Origin of the sequence: Candidatus Litorirhabdus singularis, assembly GCF_026262625.1 — a bacterium.
Taxonomy (GTDB): Bacteria; Pseudomonadota; Gammaproteobacteria; order Pseudomonadales; family Halieaceae; genus Litorirhabdus; species Litorirhabdus singularis.
This window is the reverse complement of the sequence record NZ_SHNN01000002.1, coordinates 1,051,064-1,070,031: the sequence shown is the minus strand read 5'-3', so window position 1 is coordinate 1,070,031 and position 18,968 is coordinate 1,051,064. Positions and strand designations below refer to the sequence as shown.

Annotated in this window: 14 protein-coding genes and 1 pseudogene; 4 read left to right on the top strand and 11 right to left on the bottom strand. The window is 53.4% G+C overall.

Features of this window, described 5'->3' with window-relative positions; all coding sequences use genetic code 11:
* Positions 1-221: 221 nt before the first annotated feature.
* On the top strand, positions 222-1,481 hold the full coding sequence (locus tag EYC98_RS13275; protein WP_279245819.1) for a cytochrome P450: 1,260 nt from the start codon (positions 222-224) through the stop codon (positions 1,479-1,481).
* Positions 1,482-1,498: 17 nt separating this feature from the next.
* Here EYC98_RS13275 and EYC98_RS13270 read toward each other — a convergent pair whose 3' ends face one another.
* Together EYC98_RS13270 and EYC98_RS13265 are read right to left on the bottom strand one after the other, a co-directional pair.
* A complete protein-coding gene (locus EYC98_RS13270) occupies positions 1,499-2,821 on the bottom strand; it encodes a flavin-containing monooxygenase (RefSeq protein WP_279245818.1) in 1,323 nt (440 codons plus the stop codon).
* 467 nt (positions 2,822-3,288) lie between these two features.
* On the bottom strand, positions 3,289-6,099 hold the full coding sequence (locus EYC98_RS13265; protein WP_279245817.1) for a hypothetical protein: 2,811 nt from the start codon (positions 6,097-6,099) through the stop codon (positions 3,289-3,291).
* A gap of 233 nt (positions 6,100-6,332) precedes the next feature.
* Here EYC98_RS13265 and EYC98_RS13260 point away from each other — a divergent pair, with 233 nt between their 5' ends.
* The gene (locus tag EYC98_RS13260; protein ID WP_279245816.1) at positions 6,333-6,977 is read left to right on the top strand and encodes a carboxymuconolactone decarboxylase family protein; all 645 of its coding nucleotides are present in this window, start codon (positions 6,333-6,335) and stop codon (positions 6,975-6,977) included.
* 104 nt (positions 6,978-7,081) lie between these two features.
* On the opposite strand, the gene EYC98_RS13255 is transcribed toward EYC98_RS13260, so the two are convergent.
* Positions 7,082-8,101 (bottom strand): NADP-dependent oxidoreductase, encoded by a 1,020-nt coding sequence (locus EYC98_RS13255; protein WP_279245815.1) that lies wholly within the window; start codon positions 8,099-8,101, stop codon positions 7,082-7,084.
* Positions 8,102-8,275: 174 nt separating this feature from the next.
* Between EYC98_RS13255 and EYC98_RS13250 the strand changes: the two genes are divergently transcribed.
* On the top strand, positions 8,276-9,616 hold the full coding sequence (locus tag EYC98_RS13250; protein WP_279245814.1) for an aldehyde dehydrogenase family protein: 1,341 nt from the start codon (positions 8,276-8,278) through the stop codon (positions 9,614-9,616).
* A gap of 111 nt (positions 9,617-9,727) precedes the next feature.
* Here EYC98_RS13250 and EYC98_RS13245 read toward each other — a convergent pair whose 3' ends face one another.
* The 7 genes from EYC98_RS13245 to EYC98_RS13215 form a co-directional block, all read right to left on the bottom strand.
* Positions 9,728-10,306: a NapC/NirT family cytochrome c gene (locus tag EYC98_RS13245; protein WP_279245813.1), complete on the bottom strand. Its 579-nt coding sequence runs from the start codon at positions 10,304-10,306 to the stop codon at positions 9,728-9,730.
* 2 nt (positions 10,307-10,308) lie between these two features.
* The gene (locus EYC98_RS13240) at positions 10,309-10,797 is read right to left on the bottom strand and encodes a nitrate reductase cytochrome c-type subunit (protein WP_279245812.1); all 489 of its coding nucleotides are present in this window, start codon (positions 10,795-10,797) and stop codon (positions 10,309-10,311) included.
* A 12-nt stretch (positions 10,798-10,809) separates the two neighbouring features.
* A complete protein-coding gene (gene napA / locus EYC98_RS13235; protein WP_279245811.1) occupies positions 10,810-13,299 on the bottom strand; it encodes a nitrate reductase catalytic subunit NapA in 2,490 nt (829 codons plus the stop codon).
* A gap of 14 nt (positions 13,300-13,313) precedes the next feature.
* A complete protein-coding gene (locus EYC98_RS13230) occupies positions 13,314-13,595 on the bottom strand; it encodes a chaperone NapD (RefSeq protein WP_279245810.1) in 282 nt (93 codons plus the stop codon).
* A gap of 4 nt (positions 13,596-13,599) precedes the next feature.
* Positions 13,600-13,749: a periplasmic nitrate reductase, NapE protein gene (locus EYC98_RS13225; RefSeq protein WP_279245809.1), complete on the bottom strand. Its 150-nt coding sequence runs from the start codon at positions 13,747-13,749 to the stop codon at positions 13,600-13,602.
* Between the two features lie 354 nt (positions 13,750-14,103).
* Positions 14,104-15,522 (bottom strand): DUF1501 domain-containing protein, encoded by a 1,419-nt coding sequence (locus EYC98_RS13220; protein ID WP_279245808.1) that lies wholly within the window; start codon positions 15,520-15,522, stop codon positions 14,104-14,106.
* 21 nt (positions 15,523-15,543) lie between these two features.
* A complete protein-coding gene (locus EYC98_RS13215; RefSeq protein ID WP_279245807.1) occupies positions 15,544-17,337 on the bottom strand; it encodes a DUF1800 domain-containing protein in 1,794 nt (597 codons plus the stop codon).
* Between the two features lie 160 nt (positions 17,338-17,497).
* On the opposite strand from EYC98_RS13215, the gene EYC98_RS13210 reads away from it, so the two are divergent.
* Positions 17,498-18,058 (top strand): IS66 family transposase, encoded by a 561-nt coding sequence (locus EYC98_RS13210; RefSeq protein ID WP_320415559.1) that lies wholly within the window; start codon positions 17,498-17,500, stop codon positions 18,056-18,058.
* Between the two features lie 160 nt (positions 18,059-18,218).
* Here EYC98_RS13210 and istB read toward each other — a convergent pair.
* Positions 18,219-18,925: pseudogene (gene istB / locus EYC98_RS13205) on the bottom strand (IS21-like element helper ATPase IstB).
* Positions 18,926-18,968: the final 43 nt, after the last annotated feature.

Below are 18,968 nucleotides of genomic sequence, written 5' to 3'. Positions count from 1 at the left end.
GTGGAGGTAGGTCCGACGCAAGTGCGACATTGTAATTGAAGTGGCAGCTTATCCCAACCGTTTTGCCGGTCCAATGCTACGCTGGCGCTGCCCAGCACTGAGAAAGGTATGAATTCGTATCCAGATTACCGGCTACCAGTCACCGGGCCCTTACCTTGACTTTGGATAAGTGAATACGCAGAGTAAGGCTTAACGTATTAGCTTCTAAGATGCCCTCGCGAATGAACAAATCAACAGTGTCTGATGTGAACCTGTTTGCTGTGGAGACACAGCAATGCCCCTATGACGCTTATCAGGTCTTGCGAGAAGAAGCCCCGGTTTATCTGTGTCCCACCACCGGAATGTACGTAATCAGTCGTTTCGATGATGTGAAGCAGATTCTCACCGATGACGTCAATTTCAGTAATCAAACAAAGATGATGGGTGATGACCAGCAGTTGTCGCCGCGGCAGCAGAAGGTTGTAGACCTTTTTGAAGCAGAGGGTTGGCTGCCCGCGCCTACGCTTGCCGGCCGCGATGACCCGGATCACAAGGCCATTAGAGCGGTTTACAATGAAGCCTTTAGACCGAAGAGAGTCGCCGAGCTTGATGACGAAGTGCGGGATCTGGCTTTTCAGCTGATTGATGATTTCATCGAATCAGGCCACTGTGAATGGGTGAGTCAATTTGCCGTCCCTTTACCTCTGGTTATTATCGGACGTCAGATGGGTGCCGATGCAGGTGATATGTGGCGTATCAAGGAATGGACTCAGGCCTTCTTTCATCGCATCAGTTTGATGCTTGATGAAGAAGCAGAGCTCGAAACTGTGCGTAAGGAAATAGAAGCTCAGCATTATTTTCAGCCCATCTTCGAAAAGCTACGACGTAGCCCCGACGATTCTTTGCTCAGCGTATTGGTTAACTCCGTGATTGCGAACTGGGGAAGACCGCTAAACGACAATGAACTGCACGCTGAGATGATGGCTGATACCTTCGTTGGTGGTTCTGAAACCACGACCAATGCCATTTCCGCCGGCGTTAAGTTGTTAATAGAGAACAAAGACATCTGGCAGCAATTGAAAGCTTACCCCGATCGTTATCTGAATAACTTTATCGAAGAGGTACTGAGGCTGGAGTCTCCCGTGCAGGGTTTGATGCGTTCAACAAAGCGAGAAGTCACCATTAGCGGCATTACAATACCTGCCGGTAGCCTGCTGAATATTCGCTATGCGGCAGCTAACCGTGACACCGATAGATTTGAACGAGCCGCCACCATAGACCTGGAACGTAAGAGTGCGGGCGGGCATATGGCCTTTGGGGCCGGCAAACACCATTGTCTGGGTGCGCCGCTTGCTCGCCGAGAGTTATATTGGGCGTTCAGGGCCTTGCTTGAGCGTATTGATGACCTGTGGTTTGCGCCAGACAAAAATACCTTCAGCTATCACCCGCACTATCTGCTGCGCTCGCTGCAGGAGCTGCATATTGAATTTAAGCCTGCCTGAATAGGTTTCACAGCGCTTTAGACTTTGCCGGCACGACGGCGACCGAGCGCAAGGTCCTTTTGCAGGTCGGCGACATAGGGATCAAATTCACACTGCATGGTGTGTCGCGGCGTGTCGTAAAAATTCCCAAGATAGGTTTTTTCATCGGTGTTGATGATCTGCTTCATACTGTCATCAGTCGGCAGACTATAGGCGCCACCTATGGCCTCGACTATCCATTTCGATTGCTGCTCGGCGAAGTTAACCAGAGTGGGAACGGCTTGTGCCAGACCCAGAAAATACAGATTCTCGTAGCCGGGTTTCACCATACGCTTAAATAGCGGGAATCGATTCTCCGGTGCCTGTAGCGCCGGGTCACTAAAGAACGGGAAACTTATCTGGTAGCCAGTGGCCCACAAAATAGCATCGACGTCCTCGCGGCTGCCATCGACAAATACCACGCCGTTGGCGTCGATGTGATCAATGGCCCCCTTGGGAGTGATGTCGCCACTACCGACCCGGGTTAAAAACTCGCTGGAGATGGAGGGATGTGCATCCAGCGGCTCGTGATCCGGACGCGGCAGGCCGTAGTCCTCGGGGTTACCGGTAAGCTCCTTGATTTTTCGGCGTGCCAGCGCCCGCAGCATGCGGCGTGGTATCCAGCCTGGCATGGGGGTTTTATCCACCGGTTTGCCATTGACGTACTTGGGTAATACCCATACGCCGCGGCGCATCGATACGAAAAGCTTTTCACAGATCGGTCGCTGTGAAAGCTCTGAGGCAATATCCATCGCTGAATTGCCGGCACCGACCACCACCACCCGCTTGCCGCGGTAGTCATAGGGCTCGAAGGGGTCCAGATAGTGATGCGAGTGGGTCTGGTAACCCGCAAAACTCTCGAGCCCCGGGTAGTCTGGTAAACGCGCGTCCCAGTGGTGGCCATTGGCTACGATCAGCCAGCGATACTGGCGGGTTTCGCCGTTACTGAGGGTGATCTCCCAGGCGCCGCTATCGAGTCGCACGGCAGCCTCGACAGAGGTGTTGAAAGTGATAGTGTCGCGCAGCTGAAAGTGATCAACGTAGTCGTTGAAATACTGCTGAATCTGACTGTGATGGGGAAAATCTGGCCATGACTCAGGGACAGGGTAATCCTCGAAGGCAAGGCGCCACTTGGAGGTATCAATATGCAGGCTTTGGTAGCAGGAAGAGCGGCCGTTGGGATTTTTGTAATACCAATTACCGCCGATATTGTCGGACATCTCAAAGCAGTCATAAGCCACGCCGTGATCTTTGAGACGCTTGGCCATGGTGAACCCCGAGCAGCCCGCGCCGATAATGCACGCCCTGTCTGTTGCCGACATATTAACCCCTGCTGTGACTGCGACTGATTACGCCATGTTGCGGCGTTATGGTAGCGCAGTATGGAGGGCTGTCAGCGTCTGTCAAGCAAGGCTGGTGCGGCTTTGGCGCCCGAATATTTGACCGCCATGGCGCTGTCCAGGGCACTGCCGGGCGAACAAATAGTGAACGTACAGTGGCTGCATTAGCTTCAGTGTCCATGGCTGGCCAAGCGGGTAACTGAGGCTCTCTAATTGTGTGACACACGCTCTGGCAATCAAGGCTTGGGGCTCCAACACACGGCTACCCCACCAGCTTTGGTGTTGAGGGCAAACAGTATATTGCAGTGCCGACGGGCATTGGCGTGTTTCGGGCGATGACAGCAGTGGTCAGCCCCGACATTTACCAGCCGACTGGAGGCGAGGCACTGTATGTTTTCGAACTGCCCTAAGCGAGAGCTCAGTCATCGAGGCGGCCCCGTCACCGCCAGCTAGATCCCGCTGCGATAGTTGGCAAACTCGCGCAGCCGTTGATCCAGTTTTATCATGACTGGATCGTCGCATGACGAAAGCCTCATTCGACTGTTGATATCGACTGTGACGCTGCCAATGCCAGGCCTGCGGGTACCATATTCGGTTTCGGCGGCTCGAGCTTCTGCGCTTCTGGAATAGTTTTTGTCAAACATCTCGTACATACCGAGGCCTTCAGCAGACAGCTGTAAGCTATTTCGATCCAGAATTGGGACCCATTCGCGCGCTACCCGGTAAGTGTTGCTCTGCACATTCTTGCTGCTATTAGTGGTATGCCCCCAACGATTCTTGTACTCCGTGACCGTTGTTTTGGCAAAGGTATACTCTTGCGTGTCGGCTGGTAGGCAACGTTCACGGTGGTTTGAGAAATCAATAATATAGCTGGGGATGAGGAAGGGCATCATGCTCATCTGGTCCATATTGTTAGCCATGGCCTCCGTCTGCGCGCCAAGGATAATCGCCCAGGGATTGTTGGGCCCGGAAATATCCTTCTGCATTCTCCGCACGATGGGTTCCGCGAACAGAGACTCGAGTCGCACCAGTTGATCAAAATCACGGTAGTACAAAGCACTCAGGTATTCGCAGCTGGTATTGTTCTGACCGGTTGGGTAAAACGGATTGGCGGCTGCACGTCCGCTTACTCCGCAGTAAAAGCGCATGCCTTTGCGGTTACTGAACCCCGGGTTCACATCAGCCGCGGCTTCGGCAAGCTGCATAATCGGCCTGATTTTAGGCGGCTGAACCTTATGCGGCAGGCCATTCATATACTGCGGGCCGGCCAATTTGTGTGTTGACGATGCAGTTCCTACAGTGACCCCCCAATACTCGAGCATTTTATTATGCCGCTCTATCGTATGCGACGGGGCAAAGGCCGCGACTATGTACTCCAGATCGGCGGCGATCTGCGGATTTTGCAAGCTCGGATCAAGCACGCGACTGGCAGGCTCAAGCCATTCGGCAAGCGCAAGTGGAGGGCACCTGTCCTGGCTGCCGGACTCTAAACAATAATTGTGCACAGTAAGCATGGCGTCAGCGAGTTGTTTGAACTCCATACTGACCAAGCGACCACGGGCAGGCGAGAAAGTGTCATAGGGTGCATTTGGCTCCGGTGGATATCTCAATCTGGTTAAATCAAGATTATCGCCTTGATAGGGTGGCAAGGACTGACTACCCGTGCTGGCTGCGAAGTCATAATTTGCCAGAGCCAGCGCGGCGGTGGTGCTGCCCGCTGCGGAAAACTGACTCCCACTTGGCTGCAATTGATGGCAGCTGCGGATGTATTCATCCTGCAACTGTTCTATCACCGGCAGACGTGAGTGAGCGCCTTTATCTGCCAGCTCTATCACCGCATCAGACACGACAACGGCGTTGGCGCAGGCCAGTAGGCAGTCAACCGCGCCCGACTCAAAACAGCTGAGCTGCATCTGTCCAAGCTGATGAATACCGCTGAAGTGTGGGTTGTCTCTGGATGTGGTTGTTCTAGCCTGCCCAGATAGCTGTAACGGCCATTCGAAATCATTATCTGGTCGCTGGTAGATGAGTGCTTTAGAACTGCTAGACGCAGTGAGAAACAGATTAGGGTTGGCTTTCACGTGTGCTAGTAGATCCGTCAGTGCCGGTAGCTCCGGAGATGAGTTTGACATGACTTTGCATAGCATCACTGTCTGCGGCAACAGGCTCAGCGGCTCCTGCATGGCGCTCAGATCATTGGCCTGGGCTGCGACACCCAAACGGTCTGCGAGGTCTTTCATCGCAGCACATTGCTGCACACAGTCAGCCCGTCTTGGTCCACAGAAGGCCTGCGCTGCATTTGCTATGCGCATTATTTCGGCAACATAAGCGGTTGGGTCGCTATCTTTTTGGGCAGTGATCGTAGCTTTACCGCGGGCACGCCATTCATCGAAAACAGTTGGCCGTTTTAGTATTTCCAGGGTGATGCCACCAGCCATCTGGATATAGGGATGTCGCGGATTAAGGTATTGACCGCATTCCTGAATGTGACCGCTTAAAGAGGTGGCTGATCTGGTTACCGACTGCTGGGTTTGGGTGCTGCCCATTAGGTGGCGCGCCCCGGCGGCAATGTTATTGCAGGGACGCTCACACTTTGTTCGCCAGGCTGCATCGGCACGGCGGGCAGTGGCGGCCTCGTAGCAGGCGTTAGCGTAGTTCAAGCGAGTCATCTTCTTGACCGCCTCAAGGGGAGTCTTGGGTTGCTCGTCAATAACCCTCTGGGCGCTGTTTCTGATACCCACGGCTGGAGCGGAAGACTTTTGTGCCGATCGTGGTGCCGGAACTGGCTGCTGCGACTGTGCTTTCACTGTGCCCGGTGGGGGCGCAAATGCATATTGATTGCCTGATTGCTGACCCGCCGCAGGTGGCAGCGGATGATTACCCGCGCGCATGTAGTCAATCAGGTCGGCATAGGGTTTTAGGTCAATAGGTGGCTTATTCGGGGACCAAACTTGAGCGCACTGCATAACCCCCTTAAAAAACTGCTCGAAGCTGCTTTTTATAACTTCAACCGAGACATTGCCGCGGCTGATATGGGTGGTAAAACCTTGTAACTTGTCATGCACGGTGCCGCAGTGAACCTTGCATTCAAATGCCTGTTGTCCTTGCTTTGAGCGAGTGCAATGGTTTACTAAATTTTGGTTGAACGTACTTGAAACAGACAAATCGATACGATTCTGCGAATCGATGAGCTTGCCCCCGCCAGCCAGTGCCAGACTGGCAAAAAAGGCCAGAACAATCGTCCCTGATAATCGTAGCATTGCATAATCCGTTATGAGCTTTGAAAATAGTGTAGCAACTTTATGGGTCGTTTGAACGGACTGTGGAGGAAGATTGCTACACTAACGCTGTGAGCTGAAATCAACGGTTGGGCTAGACCAGCTCCAGAGAAAATCAGGGGTCTGATCGCTTTATCCATGCCGGGTCCAGATCCGGGCTAGATTTTGCCAGCCTGGAGGAGTTAAGTTAGACCTACGATCTACGGAATTGATGTATGAACAAGTACTCGAACCTATGCCTGATTCTTCTTGCCGCCTGGTCTACCCACGTTGCGGCCGCCGAGCCCATTATTGCTCCGGTGAGTGAGGAATTATGGAGTCTGTCGCAGAAAGCGGTGTTTTCCGCTCTGGATTCTGACGATGAAGATGATAAAAGCCCTATTAATATGCTGGCGACCATCGCGCACGATCCAACCCTGTTATATGTATTTTTACCCCTGGCCACCAAGCTGGGCTCTGTCACAAAAATTAGCCCACGTGATCTTGAAATACTGGCGTTGCGAACCTCTTTTAGAGCGCAATCAGAATATGAGTGGGAACACCATTATTCTAGTGGTTTAAAGGCCGGGATTAGCGAACAAGACATGAACGCATTGCTGGACGAAGACCCGCGAGGTGAATTGAGTGAGTCGGATTTATTGTTGATTCGTACTGCAGATGAGTTGGTGATGGGCACGAAGGTCAGTCCAGAAACAATGATCGATCTAATGAATAACTACTCCACCGCTGAGGTGGTAGAGATTATCTTCATTGTGAATCAATACAATGGCTTAAGTAAGTTCGCCAAGAGTCTGGGGATTCAGTTGGAGTCAGGTTATAAGAAAGGGCGTTTTCAAGAATATAAAAGCCATCACCGTTAGCTGCCGGTACAGCTCCCGACGGTGAACTGTGAGTCAGTATTCATAGTCGGGGGCTGCAGGCAGTTTTATGTTTTCAAGTTATAAGAATGGGTGTGTCCGAATACTCAGGCGGGGTCGCCCAGCTTAAGCAATTGCTTACCCAGATTCTTGCCCATAAACAAACGGTTCAGAGTATCGGGAATGTTGTCAAAACCTTCTTGAATATCCACGTTGTAAACCAGTTCACCGCTGGCTATCCATCCCAGCAACTCCGGTACGGCGATATGGATTCTGTCCATGTAGTCGAGCACGATAAAACCTTTCATGTGCGCGCGGGCGATAATCAGATTCATCAGGTTAGTGGGACCGGGTACGGGCTCGGTGGCGTTGTAGGATGAGATACCGCCGCACAGAACAACGCTGGCATTCATGGCCAGGTGATTGAGCGCCGCTTCAAGAATGTCGCCACCGACGTTGTCGAAGAAGATATCGACTTTGTCAGGGCAGAGTTCGCCAATGCGTTGATCCACGTCTTCATTTTTATAATCGATGACGTCGTCAAATTTGGCGACGTCCTTCAGCCAGGCACATTTCTCTGGACCACCGGCGATGCCGATGACGCGACAGCCTTTGATGCGAGCAATCTGCCCTGCCACTGAACCGGTGGCACCAGCGGCACCGGAAACCAACACGGTTTGACCAGGCTGCGGATCACCCAGATCCAGTATGCCCCAATAGGCGGTGAGTCCGGTAATACCCATCACCGAAAGGGCCAGGTCGGGTGATACCCCTTCAGGTAACTTGTTCAACCCCATGATGCTGCTGCCTGGAGCGACAATAGTGAAGTCTTGCCAGCCACCGGTGGTTTGAACCATGTCGCCAACCGCGAAATCAGGGTGACGGCTGGCATGGACCTGACCTACTGAGCCGGCTCGCATGGGTTCGCCAATTTTCACGGGCGGCAGGTAGCTTTCTTTATCTTCCATCCAGCCGCGCTGGGTGGGGTCGAAGGAAAAATACAGATTGCGGATCAGCACCTCGCCATCTTCGGGCTCTGGGACAGCAGTTTCGCGGTATTCAAAGTTACCCTTGCCGACCATCCCATTGGGGCGATGGGCTAATAGCCATTGGCGGTTGATTTCCATGTTCTATTCCTCTGTATTATTAAAAGGGTGATCAGGTCGAAGGTATAACACACAACACCCAGGGTGTACGCTCACTGTGCCGGAATAGATGATGACAGTAGTCATTTTGTTGTTTTAGTGGTCTATACTCAGGCTGAATCTAGACGCTGATGCCAATTACTCTGGGAGACCACTATGAACGCACCTGTCAACGCCGTATCCAAGGCCGATCTTGAACGAATTTTCGAATTACAGACACAGCAGCAATGGACTGTGCGGAAACGCAGCACTCAGCAGCGCATCGAACAGTTACAGAAGCTGCGTGCGGCGATTGAGGCCCATGAGGCCGAAGTGAAAGCCGCCTTGTACGCCGACTTGCGTAAGGGCGACGGCGGGGGACAGGGAGAGCTGGATGCCTGCTACACTGATATCGATGATGCCATTGCCAACCTCGCAGAGTGGATGGCACCGGTAGAAGTAGAGCCTTCTGCGGGCTCGCCAGGTGTGCGCGCGAGAATGGTCTATGAGGCGCGTGGTGTAGTGCTGTTGTTTGGCCCCTGGAATTTCCCATTTAACCTGGTGTTCCAACCTTTGGTTCCTATCATCGCTGCGGGTAATTGCGCTCTGGTAAAGCCCAATGAAATGGCCCCGCATGTGAGTGCCGTGATCGCCAAAATTATTCGTGAGACCTTTGACGAGAATGAGATAGCGGTCTTTGAGGGCGGAGTAGAGCTGGCCAATGATTTATTGGATTTGCCGGTGGATCACATATTCTTCACGGGCAGCCCTGCGGTGGGCAGAGTGGTAATGACCGCCGCTGCGAAGCACCTGGCTTCGGTGACTCTGGAACTGGGGGGTAAAAACCCGGTGGTGATCGGTGCCGATGCAAATCTGCAGGATGCGGCTGGCAAGGTGGCCTTTCTGCGCAACATGAACAGTGGGCAAGTGTGTCTGTGTCCGGAAAATATCTACGTACCCGAAGCTATGGCCGAGGAATTTATTGCCGTAGCGCAGGCCACATTCCAGGCTATGTTCTACCAAGACGGTGAGTTGAATATCGAGGCGGCGGGTAAAATCATCGACCGCCGCAACCTGGACCGTATCCGGGGTTACCTTGATGATGCGAAGGCAAAAGGCGCGCATGTCGTATGCGGCGGTGAAGTGATTGAAGAAACGCTATCTGTGCATCCGACCATCTTTACTAATCTTCCCGATGACGCCCGTATTCTGGGTGAAGAAACCTTTGGGCCGATACTGTCGATTTTCCCTTATAAAGAGGTGCAAGAAGTCTACGATGCTCTGCATAGACAGCCCAAGCCATTGGCGTTATATGTGTTTTCTGAGAGCGATGACTTTGTTGAGGAAGTGCTTGATAACACCACGTCTGGCGGCGTTACGGTGAACAGCTGCATCATGCATGTGGCCGAGCATAGGTTGCCCTTTGGTGGCGTCAATAACAGCGGAATTGGGCGTTATCATGGTGTGCATGGCTTCCGCGAACTGTCCCACGAGCGGGCGATTCTTTATACCGCGTGATGTTTTTGCTGTAGCTCTCAGCCTAGGTCTGGCCGGTACGAGAGGCCAGACACGAACAGGCGGCAGTTTCGTTGGAATCGTTAAGGGTGGAGCCGCTGCAGTGGCGCAGAATTAGAAGCCCTCTACGCCTGTCATATCGGGCAATTTATGGGCGATGCCCTTGTGGCAATCAATGCAGGTCTTCTCGCCGCTCATAAGGGCGGTAGAGTGCTGCTGAGCGGCGCGTTCGCTCTGCCAGGTGAAATCCATATATTCGAACTCGTGACAGTTACGGCACTCCAATGAATCATTGGCTTTGAGCCGGTGCCACTCGTTTTCCGCGAGCGTTCGGCGTCTCGCCTCGAACTTCTCCGGTGTATTGATGGTGCCGGTAACCCAGGCCCAGACTTCCTTTGAGGCCTGCATTTTACGCGCAATTTTGTCGGTCCATTCGTGGGGAACATGGCAGCTTGAGCAAATGGCTCTGACGCCTGAGCGATTGGTGAAATGGATAGTGGACTGCAATTCCTCGTAGATGTTCTCGTGGCAGCTGGTGCAGAAGGTTTCTGTGTTGGTCAATTCCATGCCCGTGTTGAACCCGCCCCAGAATATGATGCCCATAACAAAGCCACCTAAGGATAAAAAACCCAGGCTGTAGTACTTACTGGGACTGGATATAGTGAGCCAGTAACGCTTGATGATTTTTAACATGTTCAGTGGCTCTTCGGGCTATCGTTGTTGATCAGTTGATCGATGTCGATAAAGTCGTTGCCGATCAGGGGCTTGGTTGCTGCCTGCGTCACATGGCATTGTTCGCAAAAGTAGCGCCGCGGAGACACATCTGCCAGGAAATTACCTTCGCGGTCCATGTAATGAGTGACACTGACCATTGGCGCCTGGCTTTCTGCCGTGCGTTTGCGACTGTGACAGGACATACAGGTGTTGACCTTGAGGTCTACCTGGTAGCCGTCGATTTTGTGCGGAATCGTCGGCGGTTGCATTGGATAGGCGCGTTTGCGCTTAATATCATTGTTCTCCACCTTGCTCATCTTGGGCGGGCTGGCTTCCTCATCAATGGGGCCATTGCGTAAGGTGGCAGTGGTCTGACCGCCTTCGGTGATCAACCTTTCTTCGGCCAAGGCGCCGTAGTTCGTCAGGCTTGTGAGTAGCAAGAATGACAGCACTGCAATAACATTTTTCATAGTGATATCTCTCTATGCCCGTTCAATCTTGATAGCACATTTTTTAAAGTCTGTTTGTTTTGACAGTGGATCTGTGGCGTCGAGTGTTACCTTATTGATCAGCTGGCTGGCGTCAAACCAGGGCACGAAAACAAGGCCGACGGGAGGTTTGTTGCGGCCGCGAGTTTCTACCCGGGTCTTAATTTCACCGCGTCTGGAAATCACCCGTACCTCGTCGCCACGCCGCAATTTCCGTTTTCTTGCATCACTCGGATGCATGTAGACCACCGCGTTCGGAAACGCCTTGTGCAGCTCCGGTACGCGCTGTGTCATCGAGCCAGAGTGCCAATGCTCCAGCACGCGTCCGGTGGACAGCCATAGGTCGTACTCTTCGTCAGGCATTTCGGGCGCTGGCTCGAAGGGCAGGGCGAATATAACGGCTTTGCCATCTGGTTTGCCATAGAAGTCAAAGTCAGTGCCTGCTCTGGCATAGGGGTCTGAGCCTTCCTTGTAGCGCCAGCGGGTTTCTTTGCCCTCTACTACCGGCCAGCGTAATCCTCTTTCTTCGTGGTAGGTATCGAAATCGGCGAGGTCGTGAGCCTTGCCGCGACCGAAGCTGGCGTATTCCTCGAACAGGCCCTTTTGCAGGTAGAAGCCGAGCTCTTCTGACTCCTGATTGCGATTGCCTTCCGCAATGTCGCTCAGGGGGTATTTATCCACCTGGCCATTGGCATAGAGCACGTCAAACAGCGTTTTACCTTTGAACTCTGGGTTGGCATTCAGAATGTCAGCAGGCCAGACTTCGTCTGTGGTGAAACGTTTTGAGAACTCCACGATTTGCCAAAGGTCCGAGCGTGCTTCGCCAGGCGCATCTACCATCTGGTGCCAAAACTGGGTACGTCGCTCGGCATTACCGTAGGCGCCTTCTTTCTCCACCCACATGGCCGTTGGCAGAATAAGATCTGCCGCCTGCGCGGTTACCGTTGGGTAGGCATCGGATACCACGATAAAGTTATCCGGGTTCCGATAGCCGGGTAAGGTTTCCTCGTTGAGGTTGGGCGCGGCCTGCACATTGTTGTTTACCTGAACCCAATAGGCGTTGATCTTGCCGTCTTTGAGATCCCGGTTCTGCTGCACCGCATGGGAGCCGACCCACCCGGGGATGACGTCAGCGGGCAGTTTCCATTTTTGCTCGGCTATCTTGCGATGCTCGGGATTGTTTACCACCATATCTGCCGGCAGTCTGTGGGAAAAGGTCCCAACTTCTCTTGCGGTGCCGCAAGCCGAGGGCTGACCGGTTAGTGAGAAGGGGCTATTGCCGGGTGTGGATATCTTGCCAGTGAGCAGGTGCAGGTTGTAAATCATATTGTTCACCCAGACACCGCGAGTGTGCTGGTTGACCCCCATGGTCCAGAGTGACATCACCTTGGTCTTGGGGTCGGCGTAGAGCTTAGCCATTTCGATCAGTTGTTTTTCCGGCACACCGCTGATTTCGGTGGTCTTTTTCGCGTCGTAATCGGACACGAACTTGGCAAATTCCTCGAAGCTCATGGGCTGTGAGCCACCAGCCTTGTCGCTATTGGCAGCCTCCTGCTCCAGTGGGTTCTCCGGGCGCAGGCCGTAGCCTATGTCGGTATTGCCGCGACGAAAATTGACGTGCTTGTCGACAAAGTCTGTATTGACCCCGTCGTTTTGAATAATGTAATTGGCAATGTAGTTGAGAATGGCCAGATCACTCTGGGGGTTGAATATAACGGGAATATCCGCCAGCTCGAATGAGCGATGCTCGTAAGTGGACATAACACAGACTTTGACATGGGGATTACTGAGTCGGCGATCTGTCAGGCGCGTCCACAGAATCGGATGCATCTCGGCCATGTTGGAACCCCACAGCACAAAGGCATCTGCATGCTCGAAGTCGTCATAGCACCCCATCGGCTCATCAATACCAAAGGTACGCATGAAGCCAACCACTGCAGAAGCCATGCAATGGCGAGCGTTAGGGTCGATATTGTTTGAGAGGAAGCCGGCTTTGAACAATTTGGCAGCAGCATAGCCTTCCCATACCGTCCACTGGCCTGAACCAAACATGCCGACGCCGCGTGGGCCTTTTTCTTTAAGCGTCGCTTTAAACTTCTCTTCCATGATGTCAAAGGCGGCGTCCCAGCTAATCGGGGTAAATTCGCCGTGCTTGTCGTACTTGCCATCGGTCATTCGCAGCAGTGGCTGCTGCAATCGGTCCTCGCCATACATAACCTTGGACAGAAAGTATCCTTTCACGCACGCCAGCCCTTTGTTCACGGGTGACTTAATGTCTCCGTGGGTGGCTACCACCCGATTGTCGCGGGTCGCTACATTCATGCTGCAGCCAGTGCCGCAGAAGCGACAGGGTGCCTTGGCCCATTTCAGTTTATTGTCAGTGGCCACCAGATTGGAGGCGCTGACGGGCGCGCTCATGCCAGCGGCGGCGGCAGCCGTTGCTATGGCATTGGCTTTGATAAAATCTCGACGTGATGATTTCATGGGGTGTTGCTCCTTTACGCATCCACCTGGTGGAAGGCCAGGTTGACGCTGATGACGCCGGGTATAGATTCTATTTCGGTGATGGTTTCCAACAGCTCCGATTCGCTCTCGACCTCGATTAAAACGACCATTTTGCCGCTTTCCTCACGCAGCGGAATCTCCGCTGATTGCAGTGCCTCTATCGCTGCGCAGGTCTTGCTCTGTTTGTCCGGCAGGCATTGCACCACCAGACTGGCAACATGACCCTGTTGTGTGTTGGTTTTTCCGCCAAGAAGTTCGCGTCGATTAAGTCTCATTACTTCAACCTCCCGGGGGTCCGAGGACCAGCTGGCTCATCCAGACCAGGAAGCCGTAACCGCCTACAATCATGAACGATAATATGGGTGCAAGGAAAACGACCAGCAGTATGAAGGTCTGTCTTTCCTCCGCCTCGGTAGGTGCTTGCTCCATGTGGTGCTCCATGTGGTGCTGCTTGCTGTGGTGAACGAGTGGCAGGTGGGACCGCGCGTGTTTTGGTATGGGAACGCTTCTGCGGGCGCAATACTAATCTAGATTAGATGCACTGTCAGATGACTGCGGTAAAAAATCCATAAAATTTGGGTTGTGCGGAACAAAGTGACGATATGGGGGAGGTTAGTGCACAGAATCCTGTGCGACTTACAAGAAATGTAAGCGGGCTGCGGTGAGCTGACTGGCTTTGCTGATCTAAGGGTATTGCCCGCTAAAACGCCAGTACCTTATGGCCTGCGGTAGAAATCGCAAGCGTAAACTGTTCCGAGGCGTTTAGGGGCTCACCGCGCAGTACTAAACAAATAGATTGGGCCCACCTGTGGGGAATTCGGACAGCCCGGGAAGCGCCGTATTCAGATCCTCGTCTGACAAGCCGAACCAAGAGCCCAGCGGCTTGGCAAATTGTTGCACCGACATAGTGGGTATGAGACGGCCACTGCCCGCATCCTGCGCGTGACCCAGTTCTGCCTTAGGGATATCGCCATAGATATCGCCACCGCGCACACTACCGCCCACGACAAAATGGTGGCCACCCCAGCCGTGATCCGTTCCGTTACCGTTGGCCGTGAGTGTGCGACCGAAGTCGGACATAGTAAACGATGTGACATCCTGCTCGACACCCAGTTCCTGGGTCGCCGCGTAGAAGGCGGCAATAGAGTCGGATAGGTCCTGCTGGAGGTAAGGTAACGTGGTTGTCTGGTCAGAGTGAGTGTCGAAACCACCGACTCTTACATAAAACACTTGGCGGGACGCCCCCAGTGTATCTCTGACGGCGATCGTGCGGGCGATCTGCGCCAGTTGCTTGCCCAGTGAAGAGCGTGGGAATTCGGTTGTAAAGCTTGGGGCTCCCTCTAAGGCAATGCGCATCTTATCGTTCGCGTCCAGCGAAACCCGGCTTAGATCAATGATATCGCGCTCCAGCAGGTTGCCGCGATTGTTCCCTGCCGAGGCAAAGTGGTCGCGCAGCAGGCCTTGCAGCTGCAGCGGTATGCTGGTGAGCGGCAGGTTTCTACCCGCCTCCTCGATTAAGGCGATCGAGGGTATCCCGTCTTTTTCCATTTCGTAGGCACCGACGGTATCACCCGCTAGAAATACGCTATTTCCGCCCAACGAAATCTGGGAAAAAACGGGCTCTCGATTGGCGCTGACGGCCGTCACGGCGTCCCCGAACATACCACCCCAGCCGGTCAATGAGCCCTCAGGAGCGAATGACATCCAAGTCGACATCTGATCATTGTGCGAAAACAATCTTGCAGGCGTTAAATCTTCCCGGCCTTCCAATGCTGCGCTATCGACGGGGCGAAGCAGCGGGCCCACGTTACCAACGATGGCTGCGTTTCCCTGGTCAAACAGCGAGTGCAATGCGGCCATTTGTGGCGGTAATGAGAATTGGCGGCCACTGAAACTCGCGCTGACCGGATCCAGTGGCAGCAGGTTGTTACGGTTTCTCGATGAGTCAGTGTTGGTCGAATCATAGGCATTCATCAGCGAAGTACGATGGCTGACGAAGCTCTGGTAAGAGGTGTTATCGTAAGGAATGACGGTGTCGTGGGAATCCATACCACCATCCAGAAAGATGCAGACTAATGCGCGGTAGCCCCCAACCTCTGCAGCCTGGCTGCTCATGGCCGGAATACCACCGAGCAAAGAACCAGCTCCCATTAACAGGGGGGCGCTGGCTGAGAGCTTAAGAAAATTTCTACGCGTTTGCATAATATTTGTTCTCTTGTCGATTCATCGCAGTACGATATATTCAGGTGCTGTCATCACCATTACGCTCGCCAGCTGAACGCGGGCCAGCAACTGTTCGTCGCTATTGGGCGGTATTAGCGACAGTGTCTCCGCTATTCTTGCCCTAGTGTCCTCCCGCAGCGTGCCGTGCGTGAGGAGTAGATTAAGGTGATCAAGCAAGGCTCCAGCATCCTCCGCCAGCGAGATCTCTGTGCTGTAGTTGGGTACGAAAGCAGGCGAAAAACCGTCCTCTATCTTCGGGCTTATACCGAGTGAAAACAGAGTAAGTACATTGGGGTATCCCACCGAAGAAGTCGCATTGAATATCTGGAGTTCCGGTACGGTCATCCCCGCATCCCCGGTTTCCGTTCCAGGCGCGACATAACCTGGCCGATAGAAATTGAATACCGAGGGCGATCCGTAAGGATGTTGCGCCAGATACTTCGGGCTGCTAGCGTCACGCAGAATAACTTCGTTGTTGGCGTCCGCACTGTTAACACGGAATGCCCGCGCCCAGTGAGTAAATCGGATGACCGGCTCGCGCAGCTTGCCATTACTTAGGGACTCAAGCGCTGTCGTCCTATCTCGCGCCACTTCGTCGAACAGCACCGCCGCCAGTGTTGCGGTGAGATCCCCACGACGTCCCTCACCGACCTCGTCTCCTGACGGCAAGGTATAACTGCCCGCGTCAAATGCGTCTGCCACACGCTCAATATAGGCAGGCTCCGGGTCACTGGTGACAAAACGCTGTATTAGAATGCGACCGATAAACGGGCCCACGTTAGTATGGTTGAAAAGGGTATCCAGGGCGCTACTTATGCTGGAAGCTCCATCGACGCCCTCGCGGATGAACTGCCCCAGAAAAGCTTTCTCTTCAGGTGAGTGATGTTCCTCAAACATGACCATGGGCTGGTATAAGGCCTCTTTTGGCAGCTCCTGCAGCGACCCCCAATAACTCGAGTGATTGTAGCTGAGGCCGGTAAATACTTTGGCGAGCCCTGTGATATCTTCATTATTGTAGGTTTTTATCGTAACGCCGCCGGAGTCCGTTACCGGGGTGCCGTCCTGATTAAGCTCCACCAGACCGATAGTAAAGAGTTGCATAATCTCACGCGCGAAGTTCTCGTCGGGTTCCCTACCGATAGTCTCATTGGCCTTCTGGTTGCGCAGGTACGTCAGATAGACGCCCATGGCCGGAGAGTAAGTAATCTCCTCGAGCAGATCCCGGTAGTTGCCGAACGCGCCCTCCGTCAATACGTCCATGTAGGCAGCGACTGTTTGCGGTGTCCGATCCAGACGGCTCTTAGTTGAGATAACAAAAATCTGCGAAAGTGCAAACGCCATCCGCTGTCGCAGCTGGTCGTCACCCTCGATGGCCGCCAGCCAGAAGGAATCGGAGGCGTAAATAACATCAGATTTGACATTGTTTTTTTCGTCCAGGAACTCCTCACCTGGACCGAAACTTGCGAGCACATAGGGCAGGTGCAGCGAGGCGGTCTTATCCAGCTCGTCCGTAAACCAGGCTTCCAGGCTGGATGACGCCAGTTGATCAATGCTCTCCTGGGTAGGTCCAAAGGTAGCTTGACTCAGAAAGCGTGCAGCTTCCTCAGGTGTGAGAGCTTCAGTCGCGGGATCGGGATCGGGATCGAGATCGTCATTGGGTGCTGCGCTATCCGATCCGCTCAAACCCGGAGCAAAGCCTCCGCCCTCGACTTCTTCGCCCCCACAGGCTATGCAGCCGATCGCGATAAAGATGATCAGCAGAAGTTGTGTCAGTGCTCTGGTCTTGGTTTTCATGACGATGATCAAGTTAGTGTTGGAGCGCCAGTGTTACCAACCCGTACCGCTTTATCAAAGGCAAGAAATATTTTCTTAGACTCAAGTCACAAAATGAGTTGCTGTCCGCGGTTTTTTAGTAAGCGCCTGACAATCTAACTCTAAAACATCTAACCCGCACATACAGCACGTTCGCAAGAAATACGCCTGTAAGGGTTGTGATGACTCCATCAAAAGTGCACCCAAAGCCGATTTACTGCTGTCCAAGTCCATTGCATCGGGCAGTACCATGGCGTATATCATTACATCCAAGTATATTGATGGTTTGCTGCTGTATCGGTTGAGCGGCATTCTTGATAGGTACGGGATTGAGTTCTCCCGAAAAACCCTGTCGGAATCGGTTTTAAAGGTAGCCGAAAAGATCGAGCCACTGACAAACTATATCAAACAGCTGCTAATGAGTAGCCCCGCTCTGTTTATGGATGAAATACGGGTTAAGGTTCTCAATGAGCCGGGAAAAACACCCGAGAGCAACTCGTACATGTGGGTGCAGCGTGGTGGGCCACCCGATAAGCCTGTTGTTCAGTTCCATTACGACGCTGGCCGATCAGCGGCGACGGCGGCTCGATTGCTGAACGGTTTTACCGGCACATTTATGACTGATGGTTATAAGCCTTACCGGGAAGTCGCTAAACGTCAGGGATTAAACCACCTGTGCTGCTGGGCACACAGTCGCCGCTAATTTATGGATGCGCAAAAGGCGCAACCGAAGGGAAAGACCGGTAAAGCGGATATAGCGATTAACTTTATTGGCAAGCTATATTGCGTATTCCGGTGATCGTGAACACTCATTCCGGAGAACGTGAACCCCTGATTTCTCAACGCATCACGAGTAACACCTTCTAATCCAGGTGTTCACCATCAGTCAAATCCACTATTATTTTGCGCATCGACTCACCCGTCAGTTGCAGACGATGCGAGTTATGCATGAGGCGATCCTGGATGGCATCTGCCAGGGTGTTGTCACCGATGGCCGCGTACCATTCATCGGTCGGTAATTGGTTGATCATCATCGTTGATTGATTGCCGTGGCGATCATCCATAATTTCCATCAAGTCATTGCGCTGCGCGGCGGTGAGCGCCTCCAGACCTCAGTCGTCGATGATTAGTACCTGGATCTTGGCGAGCTGTGCCAGCTGCTTCTGATAGCTGCCGTCTGCTTTGGCCTGGGTCAATGCCAGTAGTAACTTCGACAGCCGGTAATAGCGGGCGCGGTGCCCCTGCAAACATGCGCTGTGTCCCAGGGCACAGGCCAGGTAGGTTTTACCGCTGCCACAGGGGCCGGTGATGAGTAAGTTCCGAGCGCGATCAATCCACCCTCCCTGCGCCAGCTGGGCAATCTGTGCTTGCCTGATGTTGCGCGGATGCTGGTGTCGATTTCCTGGATGCTGGCGCTGAGCTTAAAACGGGCCTGGCGGACCAGGCGTTCCTGTTTGCGGTGCTCCCGCTCCAGACACTCTTGGTCCAACAGCAGCCCCAGGCGATCCATGAACGACAAGCCCTCATAGGTGCCGGCTTGCTCCTGCTGGCTTTGCAGTGCCTGGGCCATGGCGCCCAGGCGCAGATCCTGCAGACGTGAGATGGTCAGTGTT

Coding starts and splice junctions, on each gene's coding strand:
- EYC98_RS13250 (WP_279245814.1), top strand. CDS start 8,276: ATGAACGCACCTGTCAACGCCGTATCCAAGGCCGATCTTGAACGAATT.
- EYC98_RS13225 (WP_279245809.1), bottom strand. CDS start 13,749: ATGGAGCAAGCACCTACCGAGGCGGAGGAAAGACAGACCTTCATACTG.
- EYC98_RS13215 (WP_279245807.1), bottom strand. CDS start 17,337: ATGAAAACCAAGACCAGAGCACTGACACAACTTCTGCTGATCATCTTT.
- EYC98_RS13245 (WP_279245813.1), bottom strand. CDS start 10,306: ATGTTAAAAATCATCAAGCGTTACTGGCTCACTATATCCAGTCCCAGT.
- EYC98_RS13220 (WP_279245808.1), bottom strand. CDS start 15,522: ATGCAAACGCGTAGAAATTTTCTTAAGCTCTCAGCCAGCGCCCCCCTG.
- EYC98_RS13275 (WP_279245819.1), top strand. CDS start 222: ATGAACAAATCAACAGTGTCTGATGTGAACCTGTTTGCTGTGGAGACA.
- EYC98_RS13270 (WP_279245818.1), bottom strand. CDS start 2,821: ATGTCGGCAACAGACAGGGCGTGCATTATCGGCGCGGGCTGCTCGGGG.
- EYC98_RS13260 (WP_279245816.1), top strand. CDS start 6,333: ATGAACAAGTACTCGAACCTATGCCTGATTCTTCTTGCCGCCTGGTCT.
- EYC98_RS13240 (WP_279245812.1), bottom strand. CDS start 10,797: ATGAAAAATGTTATTGCAGTGCTGTCATTCTTGCTACTCACAAGCCTG.
- napA (WP_279245811.1), bottom strand. CDS start 13,299: ATGAAATCATCACGTCGAGATTTTATCAAAGCCAATGCCATAGCAACG.
- EYC98_RS13230 (WP_279245810.1), bottom strand. CDS start 13,595: ATGAGACTTAATCGACGCGAACTTCTTGGCGGAAAAACCAACACACAA.
- EYC98_RS13255 (WP_279245815.1), bottom strand. CDS start 8,101: ATGGAAATCAACCGCCAATGGCTATTAGCCCATCGCCCCAATGGGATG.
- EYC98_RS13265 (WP_279245817.1), bottom strand. CDS start 6,099: ATGCTACGATTATCAGGGACGATTGTTCTGGCCTTTTTTGCCAGTCTG.